General features: G+C 62.3%; 16 protein-coding genes. All 16 read left to right on the plus strand.

Annotation, left to right across the window (positions count from 1 at the left end; genetic code table 11):
- Positions 1–98 precede the first annotated feature (98 nt).
- The 16 genes from lepB to J3L12_RS00370 all read left to right on the plus strand — a co-directional run bounded on the left by lepB (position 99) and on the right by J3L12_RS00370 (position 14,615).
- A complete protein-coding gene (gene lepB, locus J3L12_RS00295; protein WP_208013034.1) occupies positions 99–881 on the plus strand; it encodes a signal peptidase I in 783 nt (260 codons plus the stop codon).
- Positions 882–1,333: 452 nt separating this feature from the next.
- A complete protein-coding gene (hslV, locus tag J3L12_RS00300; RefSeq protein ID WP_208013035.1) occupies positions 1,334–1,885 on the plus strand; it encodes an ATP-dependent protease subunit HslV in 552 nt (183 codons plus the stop codon).
- Complete coding sequence (locus tag J3L12_RS00305) at positions 1,882–3,135, plus strand: ATP-dependent protease ATPase subunit HslU (RefSeq protein ID WP_208013036.1); 1,254 nt, start codon at positions 1,882–1,884, stop codon at positions 3,133–3,135. Before hslV ends, J3L12_RS00305 begins: the two co-directional genes overlap by 4 nt.
- A gap of 122 nt (positions 3,136–3,257) precedes the next feature.
- A complete protein-coding gene (locus J3L12_RS00310; protein ID WP_243454773.1) occupies positions 3,258–4,331 on the plus strand; it encodes a tetratricopeptide repeat protein in 1,074 nt (357 codons plus the stop codon).
- Positions 4,332–4,396: 65 nt separating this feature from the next.
- Positions 4,397–5,389 (plus strand): hypothetical protein, encoded by a 993-nt coding sequence (locus J3L12_RS00315; RefSeq protein ID WP_208013038.1) that lies wholly within the window; start codon positions 4,397–4,399, stop codon positions 5,387–5,389.
- A 12-nt stretch (positions 5,390–5,401) separates the two neighbouring features.
- On the plus strand, positions 5,402–7,165 hold the full coding sequence (locus J3L12_RS00320; RefSeq protein WP_208013039.1) for an ATP-binding protein: 1,764 nt from the start codon (positions 5,402–5,404) through the stop codon (positions 7,163–7,165).
- 121 nt (positions 7,166–7,286) lie between these two features.
- Positions 7,287–7,862 (plus strand): leucyl/phenylalanyl-tRNA--protein transferase, encoded by a 576-nt coding sequence (aat, locus tag J3L12_RS00325; RefSeq protein ID WP_243454795.1) that lies wholly within the window; start codon positions 7,287–7,289, stop codon positions 7,860–7,862.
- A 128-nt stretch (positions 7,863–7,990) separates the two neighbouring features.
- Entirely contained in the window at positions 7,991–8,860 is an 870-nt protein-coding gene (locus tag J3L12_RS00330; protein ID WP_208013041.1) for a DUF1028 domain-containing protein, read from the plus strand.
- The gene (locus J3L12_RS00335) at positions 8,857–9,264 is read left to right on the plus strand and encodes an NUDIX domain-containing protein (protein ID WP_208013042.1); all 408 of its coding nucleotides are present in this window, start codon (positions 8,857–8,859) and stop codon (positions 9,262–9,264) included. The genes J3L12_RS00330 and J3L12_RS00335 overlap by 4 nt, the downstream gene beginning before the upstream one ends.
- Before the next feature lie 20 nt (positions 9,265–9,284).
- On the plus strand, positions 9,285–9,983 hold the full coding sequence (locus J3L12_RS00340) for a gamma carbonic anhydrase family protein (protein WP_208013043.1): 699 nt from the start codon (positions 9,285–9,287) through the stop codon (positions 9,981–9,983).
- Positions 9,984–10,049: 66 nt separating this feature from the next.
- Positions 10,050–10,436 carry a DUF2946 domain-containing protein gene (locus J3L12_RS00345; RefSeq protein WP_208013044.1) on the plus strand — a complete coding sequence of 129 codons (387 nt, stop codon included), beginning with the start codon at positions 10,050–10,052 and terminating at the stop codon, positions 10,434–10,436.
- 160 nt (positions 10,437–10,596) lie between these two features.
- Positions 10,597–11,034 (plus strand): copper resistance CopC family protein, encoded by a 438-nt coding sequence (locus J3L12_RS00350; RefSeq protein WP_208013045.1) that lies wholly within the window; start codon positions 10,597–10,599, stop codon positions 11,032–11,034.
- A gap of 68 nt (positions 11,035–11,102) precedes the next feature.
- Positions 11,103–12,311, plus strand: a complete 1,209-nt coding sequence (locus tag J3L12_RS00355; protein WP_243454774.1) for a CopD family protein — start codon at positions 11,103–11,105, stop codon at positions 12,309–12,311.
- Between the two features lie 59 nt (positions 12,312–12,370).
- On the plus strand, positions 12,371–13,111 hold the full coding sequence (locus tag J3L12_RS00360; RefSeq protein ID WP_208013046.1) for an MbnP family protein: 741 nt from the start codon (positions 12,371–12,373) through the stop codon (positions 13,109–13,111).
- 7 nt (positions 13,112–13,118) lie between these two features.
- On the plus strand, positions 13,119–14,177 hold the full coding sequence (locus tag J3L12_RS00365; protein WP_208013047.1) for a cytochrome c peroxidase: 1,059 nt from the start codon (positions 13,119–13,121) through the stop codon (positions 14,175–14,177).
- Between the two features lie 15 nt (positions 14,178–14,192).
- The gene (locus J3L12_RS00370) at positions 14,193–14,615 is read left to right on the plus strand and encodes a hypothetical protein (protein ID WP_208013048.1); all 423 of its coding nucleotides are present in this window, start codon (positions 14,193–14,195) and stop codon (positions 14,613–14,615) included.
- The last annotated feature ends 251 nt before the right edge of the window (positions 14,616–14,866 follow it).

A 14,866-nucleotide genomic window follows, 5' to 3' on the forward strand; every position in this document is an offset into this window, starting at 1 on the left:
GTGGAGGGCGGAATAATCAGATGGACTGCTAGGCAGAATGCCGGTGTGCGTTATGCTATGGGCCGGGCTTTAGGCCAAGACGAAGGGGACTCTGTACGATGCGCAACTTTCTGGACTATCTCTTCAAGGAATGGTTTCGCCAGGTGGGCGAGGCGCTTTTGCTGGCCTTCCTGGTTACCACGTTTGTCTTTACTACCGTGGGCGTGGTGGGCAGCTCCATGAACCCCACCCTGCTCAACGGTGAGCGGGTGTTTGTGCCCAAATATGAAACCTGGTTGGTGCGCTTTGGCCTCATGCAGTGGCAACGGGGCGAGGTTGCCATCGTCAAGCCACCAGAAGGGACGCCCAACGCGGTAGCCCAGTTCCCGGTGCTGGGCTTTCAATTCCGCGCTTTTTTTATCAAACGCATAATTGGTCTGCCCGGTGACGAGGTAAGCCTGCGTGAAGGCGTGGTTTATGTCAATGGAAAACCCCTGAACGAGGTACACATCACGGCTGAACTGACCCCTTACACCGATAGCTACCCGGTGGTCTGCTACGAGAACGAAAAACTAACCGCCCTGATCACCCAGCAACAGGTGCGCTTTGCCCCCGATCAACTGCCCGAGTATCTCAAACCCACCTTGGAAATGCTGACACCCCCCAGCGCCGAGGATTTACAGCGGAGCCGAAGCGGGGAGCACTGCTATACCAGCGCACTGAAGCTCAAACCCGGCTATTACTTTGTCATGGGCGATAACCGAACCTTTGGCGGCTCGGAGGATTCGCGCACCTTTGGGCCGGTTCCCACCGCTTCGATTGCGGGCCGGGCCAATGCGGTCTGGTGGCCCCTGAACCGCATCCGGGGTTTGCCGGTTCCCGAAGGCTTCAAGGGGCTTTAGACAATCTGCGAATCTGTTTAGAGCGCTCTTCACAAAAATCGAGCCATACGGGGTTCAGAACCCTTTGTCCTGGACAGAACACTGGCTGCCGGTAAACACCAAACCCAAGTGGCCCGGGCCTGCCCCGCGCCTGGGTGCGCAACCTGCTTCTAAGCCCAGACGCAACGCAGACAAGCGCGCCTCACCCCGGTGAGGCACGTCTGCTTGTCCCTTCTCGTTTTCGCAGGCGGCCACGTTTGTGAAGAGCGCTGTATCTGGCTGTTCCAGACACACGCCGCCGGGGGACTGGTCGCAATGGTGGCTTACGGGTCGCAATTCCCGAAAGGTCGATGGTGGGTTCATCGTCCGGGCGATATGCTGTAACCACCCGACCACGCCTGGTGGCAAATGCTTGCGTTACATACGGCGCTTCTCATATCAGATTCACCGTGCGGCGCTAGATTCCGAAGGTAATGGAGGCAATGCACGGCACCACCATCGTGGCAGTACGTCGGGATGGCATTACTTCAATTGCAGGCGATGGGCAGGTTACCCTGGGACAGACCATCATGAAAACCGGAGCGGTCAAGGTGCGCCGTCTGGAACAGGGGGGCGGCATCCTTGTGGGTTTTGCGGGTGCGGTGGCCGATGCCCTGACCCTTCTGGAGAAGTTCGAGGGGGCGTTGTCGGGGGCTAAAGGCAACCTGCAGCGGGCGGCTATCGAAACTGCCAAGCTCTGGCGTACCGACCGGGTGCTGCGGAACCTCGAGGCCATGCTGGTGCTGGCCGACCGCGACACCCTGCTCCTGCTTTCTGGCAACGGCGAGGTGCTCAGCCCGGATGAACCCGTTATTGCGGTGGGTTCAGGCGGCCCTTATGCCCTTACCGCGGCCAAAGCGCTGCTGCGATACTCCAGCCTCTCGGCCCCCGAGATTGCCGAACAGGCCATCCGGCTTGCGGGTGAGATAGACCTCTACACCAGTGGGCAGCCCACGCAGGTTCTGAGCGTAGGGGGTGCTCCATGAACCTGACCCCTGCCGAGATCGTGCGTGAACTGGACAAACACATCGTGGGTCAGGCCGCAGCCAAGCGGGCCGTGGCCGTTGCGCTGCGTAACCGAATACGGCGTAAAAAGCTGCCGCCTGAGCTGGCCCGCGAGGTCATGCCCAAGAACATTCTTATGATTGGCCCTACCGGGGTGGGCAAGACCGAGATTGCCCGGCGGCTGGCCCGGCTGGCGGGGGCTCCATTCCTGAAAGTTGAGGCCACCAAGTTTACCGAGGTGGGCTATGTGGGGCGGGATGTGGACTCCATTGTGCGAGATCTGGCCGAGGCTTCGTACCAACTGGTCATGCAGGAGATGAAGGCCAAGGTTGAGGGGCGGGCCCAGAGCATGGCCGAGGAAGAGGTGGCCTCGCTGCTGCGGGTGCAGCCTTTTGAACTGCGCTCAGGCCGCTATAACGACCAACTGGTGGAGATCGAGGTGGCCGAGGAAGCCAGGCTCCCGATGGTAGGTATGTTCGGCGGTGAGCAGATGCAGGGGCTGCAAGACATGCTCAAGGGACTGATGCCCCAGCGCCGGGTACGGCGCAAGGTGCGGGTCAAGGAGGCGCTGGAAATCCTCAAAAACCAGGAAGCCGAGCGCCTGGTGGATAAAGAAGAAGCCAATCAGGAGGCGCTTCGCCGGGCCCAGGAAGAGGGCATTGTGTTCATTGACGAGATGGACAAAATTGCCAGGGGGAAGGGGGCCATGAGCGGCCCGGATGTCTCCGGCGAGGGGGTGCAACGGGATCTGCTCCCCATCGTGGAGGGCACGGTGGTCTCGACCCGCCTGGGGCCCGTCTCGACCGACCATGTGCTGTTTATCGCCGCCGGGGCTTTCCACGTATCCAAGCCGTCCGACCTGATCCCCGAATTGCAGGGCCGATTCCCCATCCGGGTGGAACTCGAGCCCCTGGGCCCAGAGGAGTTCGAGCGAATCCTGCGTGAGCCCGAAAACTCCCTGATCAAGCAGTACTGCGCTTTGCTCGCTGCCGACGACACCGAGGTTCACTTCACCCCCGAGGCCATCCAGGCCGTGGCCCGGTTTGCTCACCAAGCTAACCAAGAGTTAGAGGATATTGGCGCCAGGCGGCTTTCCACGGTGCTGGAACGGCTGCTCGAGGAAGTCTCGTTTCAGACCAATCTGGGGCGGGTAGAAGTCACCAAAGAATATGTGGAAGCAAGGCTCGAGAATGTCCTGGCATCCCCCGACCTTTCGCGCTACATTCTCTGACTTTGGATGGTGTCCATGGAACTAAAGCCCACAACCTGCACCCAATCTCCTGCATGTGCAAACTGGCGGCAACCCGCCAACGGTTGTTGCCAGAACAGGTTGGGATATTCTGGAGGAAGATGATGCGTATCTGGTTTTTTGTGATGGTGCTGGTGGTGGGGGGCGTACTGGCGCAGCAAAACCCTGCCCAGCCTGCGCAGCCCTCGTCGCGACCGCAAACCCAGGCCAGCTTGTGCGCCCTGCTTTACGATGCCGGACGTCCCGAAGCAGCGCTCACGGCCTGTGAACGGGCGGTCAAGGATGCCCCCAGCGCCGAAAACCTGTACCTGCTGGCACGGGTGCAGTCCGAACTCAATCGCTTCACGGCGGCCATCGAGAACCTGCGCCGCTCGATTACCCTCAACAGCAGCTTCATTCAGTCGTATGTGGCGCTGGCTCAGGTGTATGTGCGGCAGTACCTGCTGGCCGAAAACCGCGAAGCCTCCAAGAACCTGCTGGATCAGGCCCTCAGTATTTTGCGTGAAGCCGAGCGGGTCAACCCCAGGTATGCGCCTATTTACGCCACCCGCGGCACGGTACTGGCCTACCAGAACCGCCTCGATCAGGCGGTTGAATCCATTAGCCGTTCGCTCGCCATCAAAGACGAGCCCGTTGTCCGGGCCTTGCTGGCCGACATTTATATCCGTCAGGGCAAATGGGATGAGGCCCTCAAGAACTACGACGATGCGGTGAAAGCGGCTCCGAAGAACGCCGCTCTGCGGGTCAAGTACGGGAGCCTGCTGCTTCTTCGCGGCAACGTGGATCTGGCGGTTGAGCATCTGGATCAGGCCGTGATCCTGTCCCCCGGCAACGCCGAGGCCTGGCTGCGTCGGGGCGATGCCTACTACGAGAAAAAGGACTGGCAGCAGGCGGGTGTTTCCTACCAGCAGACCGTAGCCCTCTCGCCGGTGCGCTTTCCCGATGCCTACATTGGTTTGGGCCAGGTTCTGATTGAACTCAAGGATTTCCAGAAAGCCCGCTTCAACTTTACCAAAGCCGTGGCCCTGGAAAGGGATAACCCTGTATACCGCTTCTGGCTGTGCCGGGCCAACGAGCTTTTGGGTGACAAGGAAGGAGCAAAAGCCCAGTGTGAGCAGGCTCTCAAGCTGCGGCCCGATTTCAAAGAAGCCCAGGAGATTCTCACCCGGTTGAAATGAGTCTGTTTTGCTCGTAAAACTGGTCAATAGTTCTCAAAAAACATAAGCAGTGGTATACTGTTTTCATGCCCTGGAAACTTGAAGCATGGAACCCCGAGTATGCCCTGCCTGAGCGGGTTGGGGGAGAAGACGAAGGGAGCGGCCTCGAGGAGATCAAAACCCACTACGAAGGTCACTGGACAGCCCGTACCCCGGCCTGGGTGGTGCCCGATGACTGGCCGATTGTGTATCTGGTGGATGGTCGGCAACGGATAGATGCCCAGATTGCCGATGCCAGGGGACGCCGTGCGCTGCTGGCAACCGTGATTGCGGGGGCGGTGCTGCGTGATGGGGCCGGAATCCGTCCGATAGGGGAGCCCCTGAAGGAGCATATTCTCTTGCACAGCGCCGACCTCGAGGAGCCCCTACCCCCTGGCCTCAGCCACTACCGCCCCATCCAGACCCCCCGGTCCGACCCTGCCAGCCTGCGTGCCAGGGTAACCGAGCAGATGCGCCGCCTGGAGGCCCGCCTGGTGAACGAGCTCACGGACGATCCCCTATCGGGACAGAGCCCTGACGGGCCTGTTCAACGAGCGGGGGGGCTGGTAATTGTGGACGGGCAGATATTTCCTGGGGAAGTGCCCTACAAAGCCCCCGGGCAGATCCTGGGCTATACCAAGACCCAGGCCGCGACCTACCTGGGGCCGGAGGAGCAGGCCTTACTGTACACACTTGAACCCTATCAGCGCACCCCGATTTTTTCGATTCCGGGGTATGCCCTGCACCGCCGGGTGGATGTTTTTTCCTGGTATGTGCGCCTGCCCCTGGAGCCCAGCGCGCCTTTTTATGGCGGAGCGGCGCTTTTGCGGGTGGAAACCCCTACCCTCGAGCCTGCCGAGGCCAGCAAGCTGGCCGACCTATCGGTGAGCCTCTTTTGCGCCCTGGCCTCCTCACCCGCCCGTGACCCCCGCGCTCCCCAGAACCTGATTCCCATTGGGGGCCTCGAGCAGTGGCTGGGCCGGCATATGGGCCAGGGTGAGGTGATCCGGCGTAGAATCGTGCAAGCGTTATTTGCTTAGGCAGGAGGTTGCGTGAGACAGGTCGGAATGGTACTGGGCAGCCGCGAAGCCGGTGCGCTGGATTTCTGGGTAGCCGTGGAGGAAGGGCAGTATTTGCGTCTCGACGACCTGGTGTATGTTGAGTTTCGCCACCCCGATCCACAAAAAGGTGACGAGAACGGCAACGTGCGCTACTACGGCATGGTAGACCAGGTCATCAAGCTCTACGAGGGGGCACAGTTCGACACCGACGTCTTCCTGGCCCGGCGCGATTTGTTGCCTGTTAGCCTGTCCTACGCCGCCCATGTGCAGGTCACCCGACTCTTCCCCGAGGAGTACCTGCCCCCCGACCCTGGCTCACCGGTGTTTCTGGCCCAGCAGGAGGCCCTGGGCATGGCCCTGTATTACGATCGCATGCAAGACCAGCGACTCCCGGTGGGCATTCTCAAGAATGGCGAGGTAGCCTACATCAACTTCGAGTTCCTCAATGGTTTCAAAGGGGGGCACGTCAACATCTCGGGCGTTTCCGGGGTGGCGGCCAAGACCAGCTACGCGACTTTTTTGCTGCACAGCCTGTTCCAATCGCCCGCCAACCGGCAAAAGGCCAACACCAAGGCCCTGATTTTCAACGTGAAGGGCGAAGACCTGTTCTACCTGGACAAAGACAACAACGGCCTCAACGACGAGGCCAGAGCCGCCTACCAAAAGCTGGGGCTGCCTGCCAGCGCCTTCCAGAGCGTGGCCTTCCTGGCCCCGCCGCGCAAAACGCCGGGGGACATCCTGCCCGATGTAAGCCGCCCCGACGCTGGCGCCTACTACTGGGACCTGGTGCAGTTTTGCCGGGAGGGGCTGCTGCCCTTTTTGTTCACCGACCGGGGGGCCATGAGCAACCTGGGTTTTCTGATTGACCAGGTGACCGAGCGCCTGCGCCGCCTGGTGGGCGAGGAGAAGGGCGGGCAGAAAGGCCCAGCGCTGCTGGTAGAGGACTGGTCGGACGAGCTTTCGGCCCTCGAGGCCGACGTCAGCTTCAACGACCTGGGCAAGCTGAAACTCACGACCTTCGCCCAGCTGGTGCGCTATATCGAGTTCAAGCTGCTGGGCCCTGAATCCGCCGAGGAGGACGAGAAGCCAAAAGGCGACCCGCGCTGGACGGCCCGCCAAGCCAGGGGCACCCTCGAGGCCTTTGTACGCCGCCTGCGAGCTTCCATCGGGAATGTGGAGCACCTGATCCGGGGTGACAGACCCGGACACCGCCCCAACCCCCTGGGTGGCTCGGCCCAGGTCAGCGTGGTGGATATTCACCAGTTGACCGCCCAGGGGCAGATGTTTGTGGTGGGCTCCATTTTGCGCGAGGTGTTTGGCCGCAAGGAGCGGGGCGAATACCAGGGTCAGGTGTTCGTGGTGCTCGACGAGCTCAACAAATACGCCCCCCGCGATGGCGATAGCCCCATCAAGGACATCCTACTCGACATTGCCGAGCGCGGGCGCAGCCTGGGGGTCATCCTGATTGGGGCCCAGCAGACCGCCTCCGAGGTGGAAAGCCGGGTGGTGGGCAACGCGGCCATCCGGGTGGTGGGCCGCCTCGACGCCGCCGAGGCCGAGCGCCCCGAGTACCGCTACCTGCCTGCTTCCTTCCGCCAGCGGGCCGTCATCCTGCCGCAGGGAACCATGATTCTGCACCAGCCCGAGGTGCCGGTTCCGCTGGCCCTCACCTTCCCGCTGCCCGCCTGGGCCATGAAAAAAGACGAGGTCAAAGAAGATATCTCGGCAAAAACCATATCGAAGCTGATAGATTAGGCTCTAGGTAGCTCAGGTAAGCAAAAAGCCAATAGCGCATAGCTCCTAGCAATAGAAAACGCGCAACCCTTGACCCCGATTGTTTTTTGTGGACAGGAAGAATTTACAGGCCGTGCTTCGAATGTATGCCCAGGGGTATTTTCCCCTGGGGATGGAGCAGGGGATTGGCTGGTTCGACCAGCGGGCCTATGGTACGCCCTACCGGGCCGTGATGCCCCTGGATGAGCGTTTTCATGTGCCGCGCAGCCTGCGGCGGGTGCTGAACGCCGGGCACTTTGAGGTTCGCATCAACGCCGATTTTGCCGGGGTACTCGAGGGTTGTGCGACCCGGGGCTGGTCGTACAGGAGCGAAACCTGGATTACCCCCGAGGTGGCCCAGCTTTACCTGGGCCTGCACCGCTACGGCTTTGCTCACAGTTTTGAAACCTGGCAGGGGGACGAGCTGGCCGGGGGCATCCTGGGTGTGGCGCTGGGGGCGGCTTTTATCGGCGACAGTATGTTTTACCGCGTACCCCATGCCTCCAAGGTTGCGCTGGTGCGGCTGGTGGAGTACCTGCGGGCCAGGGGCTTTGAGCTATTCGATGTGCAGGTGCAAAACCCCCACCTGGCCCGCTTTGGGGCCGTGGAGGTGGATCCGCTCGAGTTCCGCCGAAGCCTTCTGGAAGCCATCGGGAAGCCAATCCGGTTTGTGGACTGATGCCTATTTTGCAGGGGGACTTTGCATACCGTTTAGGAGGTGGGAGGTAAGGGTAGGTGTCATAGAGCCGATATGGCGTGCCATTCGGGAATCGTCTGATTCACTTATCAGGGCGTAGGATAAGGCCCATGAGCGCGACCTTGCCAGTTCACACCTTTTCGCTGGTAGCCCGCGACGAAAGCACCGGCGACCTGGGTATCGCGGTGGCCAGTAAGTTTCTGGCAGTCGGTTTTCTGGTGCCCTGGGCCAAAGCCGGGGTGGGCGCGGTGGCCACGCAGTCTTATGTCAACCCGCGTTTTGGCCCCACCGGTCTGGCCCTGATGGAAGCGGGGGCCGGGCCCGAGGACATCCTGGCGGTGTTCGCTCGCAACGACCCCGACCTGGCCAAGCGGCAGTTCGGCTATGTGCTGGCAAGTGGCGAGAGCCTCTCCTACACTGGGCAGGAGTGTCACGGCTGGGCCGGGGGGCGGTGGGGGCCGAACTATGCCGCCCAGGGCAACCTGCTGGCCGGCCCCGAGGTGGTGGAGGCCCTCGAGCGCACATTTCTGAACCGAACCGACCTGCCTTTCCCCGAGCGGCTGCTGGAGGCCCTGCTGCAAGCCGACCGGGCGGGGGGCGACCGGCGCGGGCGACAGTCGGCAGCGTTGCTGGTGGTGGGCGAGGGCAAGGGCTATGGCGGCATGGAGCGCTGGATTGACCTGCGGGTAGACGACCACCCCGACCCGGTGCTGGAGTTGCAGCGCCTGCTGGGCATCCACCGGCTGCTGTTTGGGGCCGGGGAGCCACCCCGCCCGCTAAGCGCCGAGGAAATCGCCTGGTTTCAGGAGCTGCTGAGGCGCCAGGGCCACTACGCCGGCCCGGTAAGCGGCGTGTGGGACGAGGCCACCGAGCAGGCCTTTACTGCGCTTATCGGCATGGAAAACCTGGAAGAGCGCTACCAGGGCGGCCCTGCGCTGGACGAGGTCGCGCTGAACTACTTGAAGGAGAAGTTCGCATGAAGACGCCGGTACAAGGGGCGGGTGGGGTGCTGTTCAACCTCGAGGGAAAGGTCTTGCTCATCCGGGATCGGCAGGGTTACTGGTGTTTTCCCAAAGGGCACCTGGACGAGGGGGAGAGCCTCGAGCAAGCGGCCTTGCGCGAGGTCGAAGAAGAGACCGGCATCCAGGCCACGGTCAGGGCACCGCTCTCGGTGACCCGGTACCGCAACAACAAGGGCATTGAACGAGAAATCCACTGGTTCTTGATGGAAGGGCAGGGCAAGATACGCCTGGAAAAAGGGCTGCATGGGGCTGGGTTTTTTGACCTGACCGAGGCTCGGCGGCTGCTTGCTTTTCCCGAGGACGTAGGCTTGTTGGAAGAAGCCTCGAGGCATGTTCAAGCGCCCAATTTCGGCATAGACTGAAGCCCAGCTTAGGAGCGAGTATGGCTGTTTACCGGCTTGGCGATCACGCACCCCAGATTCACCCCACCGCTTTCATTGCGCCTAATGCGCTCATTGTGGGGCAGGCGGAGATTGGCGAGAACGCCTCGGTCTGGTTTGGCGCGGTGGTGCGCTCGGACACCGAGAAAGTGATAATCGGTGCGGGCAGTAACGTGCAGGATGGTGCAATTCTGCACGCCGACCCCGGCGACCCCTGCATTCTGGGCCAGAACGTGACGGTGGGCCACCGGGCGGTGGTGCATGGGGCTGTAGTGGAGGACGGTGCGCTTATTGGTATCGGCGCGGTGGTGCTCAACCGAGCCCGCGTAGGCAGGGGAGCCATGGTGGGGGCGGGCGCGGTGGTGCCGCCGGGCATGGAAATTCCAGAAGGGATGCTGGCCATTGGCATCCCGGCCAAGGTGCGAGGCCCGGTGGAACCCACCCAGAACGCCGAGCGCTACGTGGAGCTCTCCCGCCATTACCTGGCCCACCTGGCCCCCATTACCCCGATTGGGCGCTACCAGATTACCCTGCGCGGGCAGGATGCCCTGAACCCCTTTAGCGACCTGCACCTGCAGCTCAAGCGAGGCGAGCCGGAGGCGCTTTCGGCCCTCAAAGCTATTGTGGAAGGGCGTACCGGTGATGCCAAACCCGAGGTGTTGCATGAGCTGGTGCGAGAGGGTCTGATTCGGCAGATTTGACGACTGCTAACTTTATGTTTATGATCCCCCAGCTCAATCAACTCTTCGGAGTACATTGATTTTTGGGTGAATGCGTGTACTGACAGGCCAGTAACCACCCCACGCACCACGGTGATTGGGTTGGTGGCGGTGGTTTTGCTGGCCTCGCTCTTATTTGGTCTGCGCGGGATGGTGATGTTTCCAGCAGAGCCCGTCCCGGTCGAGCATCACCCGCCGGTTCATGGCGACTCGAGCCCGGGCCACGACCACCTGAGTCACTGCCCGCTGTGCTTTTTGTTGATGCTTCTGCCCTCCCTGGCGCCCGAGCCTGGGGTAGCGCACGTTTTGAGCTTCGCACTGCAAATCTGGCTTGGGGAGCGCCGGGCCCGGGATGCCTTTCTGAAGGGTATGGCCGCTCGAGGGCCCCCACTGCAAATGGCTGTGATGACGGTGTGGGAAGGCAGTTTATCTTGAGCCTGTCTGACGACTTCCAGGGCCAGGGTTTTTGCCCGCTGGCAGACACTGGAAACATTTGCGGGCAGGTTCCTGCAGCCAGAATGAATCTTTGAAGCATCGGACTTCCTGATTGAGCAACAGGCTGTGGCCTACGCTCGAGTTTCTGTAGGGAGGCGAAGTGAGAAAGGTACTCTTTGCCGGTCTGGTTTTCTTTGCGGTGGCGCTGGCGCATGCCGAATACCGCAGCTCCACCCCGGCAGCCAGTACAACGGTCAGGGTGGCCCCCAAAACGGTGGTCATCAACTTTAGCGAGGCGGTGGAGGTTCGGCTCTCCACCTTCAAGGTTTATCCCCTGGGCGCGCCCCCCGAGGCCTGGGGCAGCTCGACCCGGCTTCGTCGGCTGGCCGCGCCGCTGGTGCGCCAGGTGCTTCCGCTGCGGAACGACGGGGCTCGTCGGGTTGATGCGGGCGTGACCACCACCGCCCGCACCAGCAAGAGCGTGGCCCTTGCGCTCAAGCCAGGGCTGGCGCCGGGAGCTTATGTGGTGATGTGGAAGAACCTGGGTGTGGACGGCCACACCGAGAGTGATTTTTTTGTGTTTGTGTACAAGCCTTGAGGTCGGGGTAAAGCACGAGCCTTCGCCCGCAAGGGGAGAAGGAAAGGGGTTCAGGTGGATTTGGTCTTATGCCTGTATGTAAAGAGCCGGTAGCCTCTAATCTGACCAGCCTGTACCCTACGGCTATGCCCCACGAACACGACAACACCCAATCTGTTTTGCGGGCCGCCCTTTACCTGGGGGTTTTCCTGCTTCTAGGCGCCGGGGTATTTGCCCGCTATGTAGGGCCCGAGGCCGCCAGAGCCCAGCGCTGGCGGCTGTGGTACCTGCTGTCGGGGGGGTTCCTGTTGGCGATGGGGGCCACGCTCTACGGGGTGTACCACGTGACCTGGATGCTGGGCGACACCACGCTGATGGGTAGCTACCTGCTCGAGACCCGGCAGGGAAACCTCCTGCTGGTTCGGCTGGGGTTGCTGGTAGGGCTGCTGGGGCTTTCGATGGGCTGGTTCCGGCTGGATCGGTGGCTCTATCCGTCGCTGGCCCTGGGCCTGCTGCTCACCCTGACCTTCACCTCCCATGCCGGAGCCGCCGGGGGTCTGCAACCCTGGGCCGATCTGCTGCACCTGGGTTTGGGGGTGGTCTGGGCGGGGGCGCTGCTGGCCCTGGCGGTGGTCTGGCCCGGTACGCGGCTCGAGGCGGTGTTGCGGGCTACCCGCCGGCTTTCGGCCCTGGGCCTGGTCTCGGTGGTGGGGATGGCCCTTCTTGGGGTGTATCTTGCCTGGGCGCGGTTGGGCGAGCTTTCCCAATTGTGGAGCACCGCTTACGGCCAGCGTCTGCTGCTCAAGCTGGGGTTGGTCGCCCTGGTGGTGGGGGTGGCAGCGGTGAACCGCCTCTGGCTTTTGCCCCGTTTACAGGCCAAGCGGGTCAGGGGGTTGTCCCCGGTGGGCCTCGAGGCCGCCCTGATAGCGGGGGTGCTGGCGGTTAGCGGCCTGCTTGCCACTACCGAACCGCCCCCAGCCCCCGGTCTGGCCGCGCCCCGCATGGTGAACATTTCCGAATCGGTGGGCAACCAGCGCTATGTGGGCCAGTTGTTCAGCCAGGGGGGTCTTATCCACCTGTACCTCGATTTGCGCGATGCCGAGGGGAATCTGCTCGAGGGGGGCCCTGCCCTGAAAGTCCGGGCCCAGCGAGGTGCCGAGCTGCTCGAGGAGGTCGCGGGGCCCTTCTACCGCTCGCAGTACCACCTGGCCCTGATCGCCGAAGCCCAGGGGGTGTGGGAGGTGCAGGTGGAGCTGCCGGAAAAGACCCTCGAGTTCACCCTGGACGTGCGGCCGTGACGGCTCTTTCACATGAATCTGAGCTCCGTTTTGCTAACCTCAGGAAAGGAGTCGAAAGCATGAAAGGCTGGCTTACCCTACTACCGTTGTTCCTGGCCGGGGCCCTGGCGGCGCCGGTGGAACTCAAAATCAACCTGCGAATCGGCGACCAGCCGCTTCGCTTCGGCCAGACCTACCAGACCCCCCAGGGCCAGCGCTACCAGATCGAGATGCTCAAGTTCTACCTCTCGGAGGTGGCTCTGGTGCGGCCCGATGGCCGCGAGGTTCGCATAGATGGCCTGGTGCTGGCCGACTTCAGGCGCGATGGCCCCACCCAGGGCGTCAGCGTGATGAAAATGGACGTGCCTGCCGGGCAGTACCGGGGTATCCGCTTCAATGTGGGGGTGCCGCGAGAACTCAACCACCTCGATGCCGGCACCCAGCAGATGCCTTTGGGGGTGAACTCCGGCATGTACTGGGCCTGGAACCCCGGTTATATTTTCTATCGCCTCGAGGGCCTCGCTTTGCTGCCGGAGGGCAACCAGAAGTGGGTCATCCACATGGGCACCGATGCCTTCCGTATACCGGTGCGTCTGCAAGACCTCCAGACCCGCCGGGTGCAGATCAATATACCGCCCGCTGGTGGCGCCATCACCCTGAACCTGGATGTGGCCAGAGCCTTCCAGCCGGGGCCGGGAGGGGCTTATGTGGACTGGCGTCAGCAGTCGCTAAGGCAGTTGCACGGCCTGAGCCCTGAGACTAGCCTCCTGATGTCGGTGGTGTACTACCACATGCAGTCGGCTTTCTCACTGGCACAATAGAAGTCATATGCGGCGTGGGCTACTGGGCTGGGTGGGCCTGCTCCTCCTGGGTGCAGGGCTCCTGGCCTTTTATCTCTGGCCACGCCCAAAGCCAGCAGTCCAGGCCGAACCCCCACCTGCCGCCCACCAGGCCAGCCCCCGCATTCTTTTTGCCGAGCGAACCGTGCCGGTGCCCGACGACAACCCCCAGACCCCCGCCAAGGTCGAACTGGGGCGGCGGCTCTTCTACGACCCCCGGCTTTCCAAGGACGGCCAGGTAGCCTGCGCAAGCTGCCACAAGCCCGAGTTTGCCTTTAGCGACGGGGGTAAGCCCGTCAGCGCGGGCATCTTTGGCCGCAAGGGCAGCCGCAACGCCCCTTCCCTGACCAACGTGGGCTTTCGCCGTCACCTGTTCTGGGAGGGTCGTTCGCCCCGGCTCGAGCTCCAGGCGGTAGGCCCCCTCACCGCCCACGACGAGATGGGCATGGAGCCCGAGGAACTTGCCCAAAGGCTAGGGGCCATTCCCGAGTATGCCAGAGCCTTCCAGGAGGTCTTTGGCGACGCGCCCACCCTCAAAACGGTGACCTACGCTATTGCTGCTTTCGAGCGCACCCTGCTCTCCTACAACAGCCCCTTCGACCGCTACCAGGCCGGCGACGACAAGGCCATGTCCCAAGCCGCCCTGCGCGGCTTGGAGCTTTTCTTCAGCGAGAAGGGTGACTGTTTCCACTGTCATGTGGGCCCCGACTTCACCGACGACGAGCCCCGCAACACCGCGCTCTACACCGTGTACAAGGACATCGGGCTGGCCCGCGCAACCGGCAAGGACGAAGACGTGGGCAAGTTCAAAACCCCCACCCTGCGCAACGTGGCCCTCACCGCCCCCTACATGCACGATGGCTCCATCAAAACCCTGCGCGACGTGGTGCAGCACTATAACCAGGGCGGTCAGCCCAACCTCAACGCCGACGCCCTCATCAGACCCCTGGGCCTGACCGATGCCGAAGTGGACGACCTGGTGGCTTTTTTGCAGTCGCTCACCGACCAAAGCTTCACCAGCAACCCAGCGCTTTTACCGCCCCGATAGGAAGTGAGTCTGCCGATGAAGCGATGGACACTGCGATTGCTGGCCCTGCTAGTTCTGGCGAGCCTGGCGCTGGCACACCCTTTTGAAGGCAGCGGGGGCTACGTGCGGGGCGAGGTGGACTTTGAGCCCAACGACGCCACGCCGGTTGCAGGCCGGCCCACCGTGGCCTGGATTGAGTATGTCTGGGTCGGCGGTCTGCCCATCAACCCCCAGGACTGCTTCTGCACGCTTCTCTTCTACCAGGGCAGGGTTAGTGCCACAGCCCAGCCCGACGCCCAGGTGCGGATGCAGTTCAACCCGCGCACCAAGCGAATGGAAGGGGTGGTGACCTTCCCCAAGCCGGGCCCCTACTTCCTGATTTTGCTGGGCCGCTCCATGCCCGGCAAACAGATACCCCCTTTCATCATGCAGACCATCATCCAGGTACTGCCCCGGTAAGGTGCTCGAGTGCAAAAGTACCCTGGAACCGTGCTTGGCTTTGGGTTACAGGTCGCAGGTCGCAGGCCAGGGGAGAGCACCACGCCGAGCCTAGGTCAGGGTTCTGACGAGTTTGGTACATCTGCTCAGTCGAGTTATACCAACTCTGCGCGTGAGCGGCGTAAACGCACCCCTCACTTACCGCGCCGGGGGGCGCGTCCGAGGGACTTGTATGTCGCTTTTGGGTCACTTCTGAGCAGATTTGGTATGCC

The organism is Meiothermus sp. CFH 77666 (assembly GCF_017497985.1).
Taxonomy (GTDB): domain Bacteria; phylum Deinococcota; class Deinococci; order Deinococcales; family Thermaceae; genus Meiothermus.

Bases quoted from the DNA above. Each gene is read 5' to 3' on its own strand.
- J3L12_RS00335 (WP_208013042.1), top strand. From the start codon at position 8,857: ATGAAGACGCCGGTACAAGGGGCGGGTGGGGTGCTGTTCAACCTCGAG.
- J3L12_RS00340 (WP_208013043.1), top strand. From the start codon at position 9,285: ATGGCTGTTTACCGGCTTGGCGATCACGCACCCCAGATTCACCCCACC.
- J3L12_RS00360 (WP_208013046.1), top strand. From the start codon at position 12,371: ATGAAAGGCTGGCTTACCCTACTACCGTTGTTCCTGGCCGGGGCCCTG.
- J3L12_RS00310 (WP_243454773.1), top strand. From the start codon at position 3,258: ATGCGTATCTGGTTTTTTGTGATGGTGCTGGTGGTGGGGGGCGTACTG.
- J3L12_RS00305 (WP_208013036.1), top strand. From the start codon at position 1,882: ATGAACCTGACCCCTGCCGAGATCGTGCGTGAACTGGACAAACACATC.
- lepB (WP_208013034.1), top strand. From the start codon at position 99: ATGCGCAACTTTCTGGACTATCTCTTCAAGGAATGGTTTCGCCAGGTG.
- J3L12_RS00355 (WP_243454774.1), top strand. From the start codon at position 11,103: ATGCCTGTATGTAAAGAGCCGGTAGCCTCTAATCTGACCAGCCTGTAC.
- aat (WP_243454795.1), top strand. From the start codon at position 7,287: ATGTATGCCCAGGGGTATTTTCCCCTGGGGATGGAGCAGGGGATTGGC.
- J3L12_RS00370 (WP_208013048.1), top strand. From the start codon at position 14,193: ATGAAGCGATGGACACTGCGATTGCTGGCCCTGCTAGTTCTGGCGAGC.
- hslV (WP_208013035.1), top strand. From the start codon at position 1,334: ATGGAGGCAATGCACGGCACCACCATCGTGGCAGTACGTCGGGATGGC.
- J3L12_RS00365 (WP_208013047.1), top strand. From the start codon at position 13,119: ATGCGGCGTGGGCTACTGGGCTGGGTGGGCCTGCTCCTCCTGGGTGCA.
- J3L12_RS00330 (WP_208013041.1), top strand. From the start codon at position 7,991: ATGAGCGCGACCTTGCCAGTTCACACCTTTTCGCTGGTAGCCCGCGAC.
- J3L12_RS00315 (WP_208013038.1), top strand. From the start codon at position 4,397: ATGCCCTGGAAACTTGAAGCATGGAACCCCGAGTATGCCCTGCCTGAG.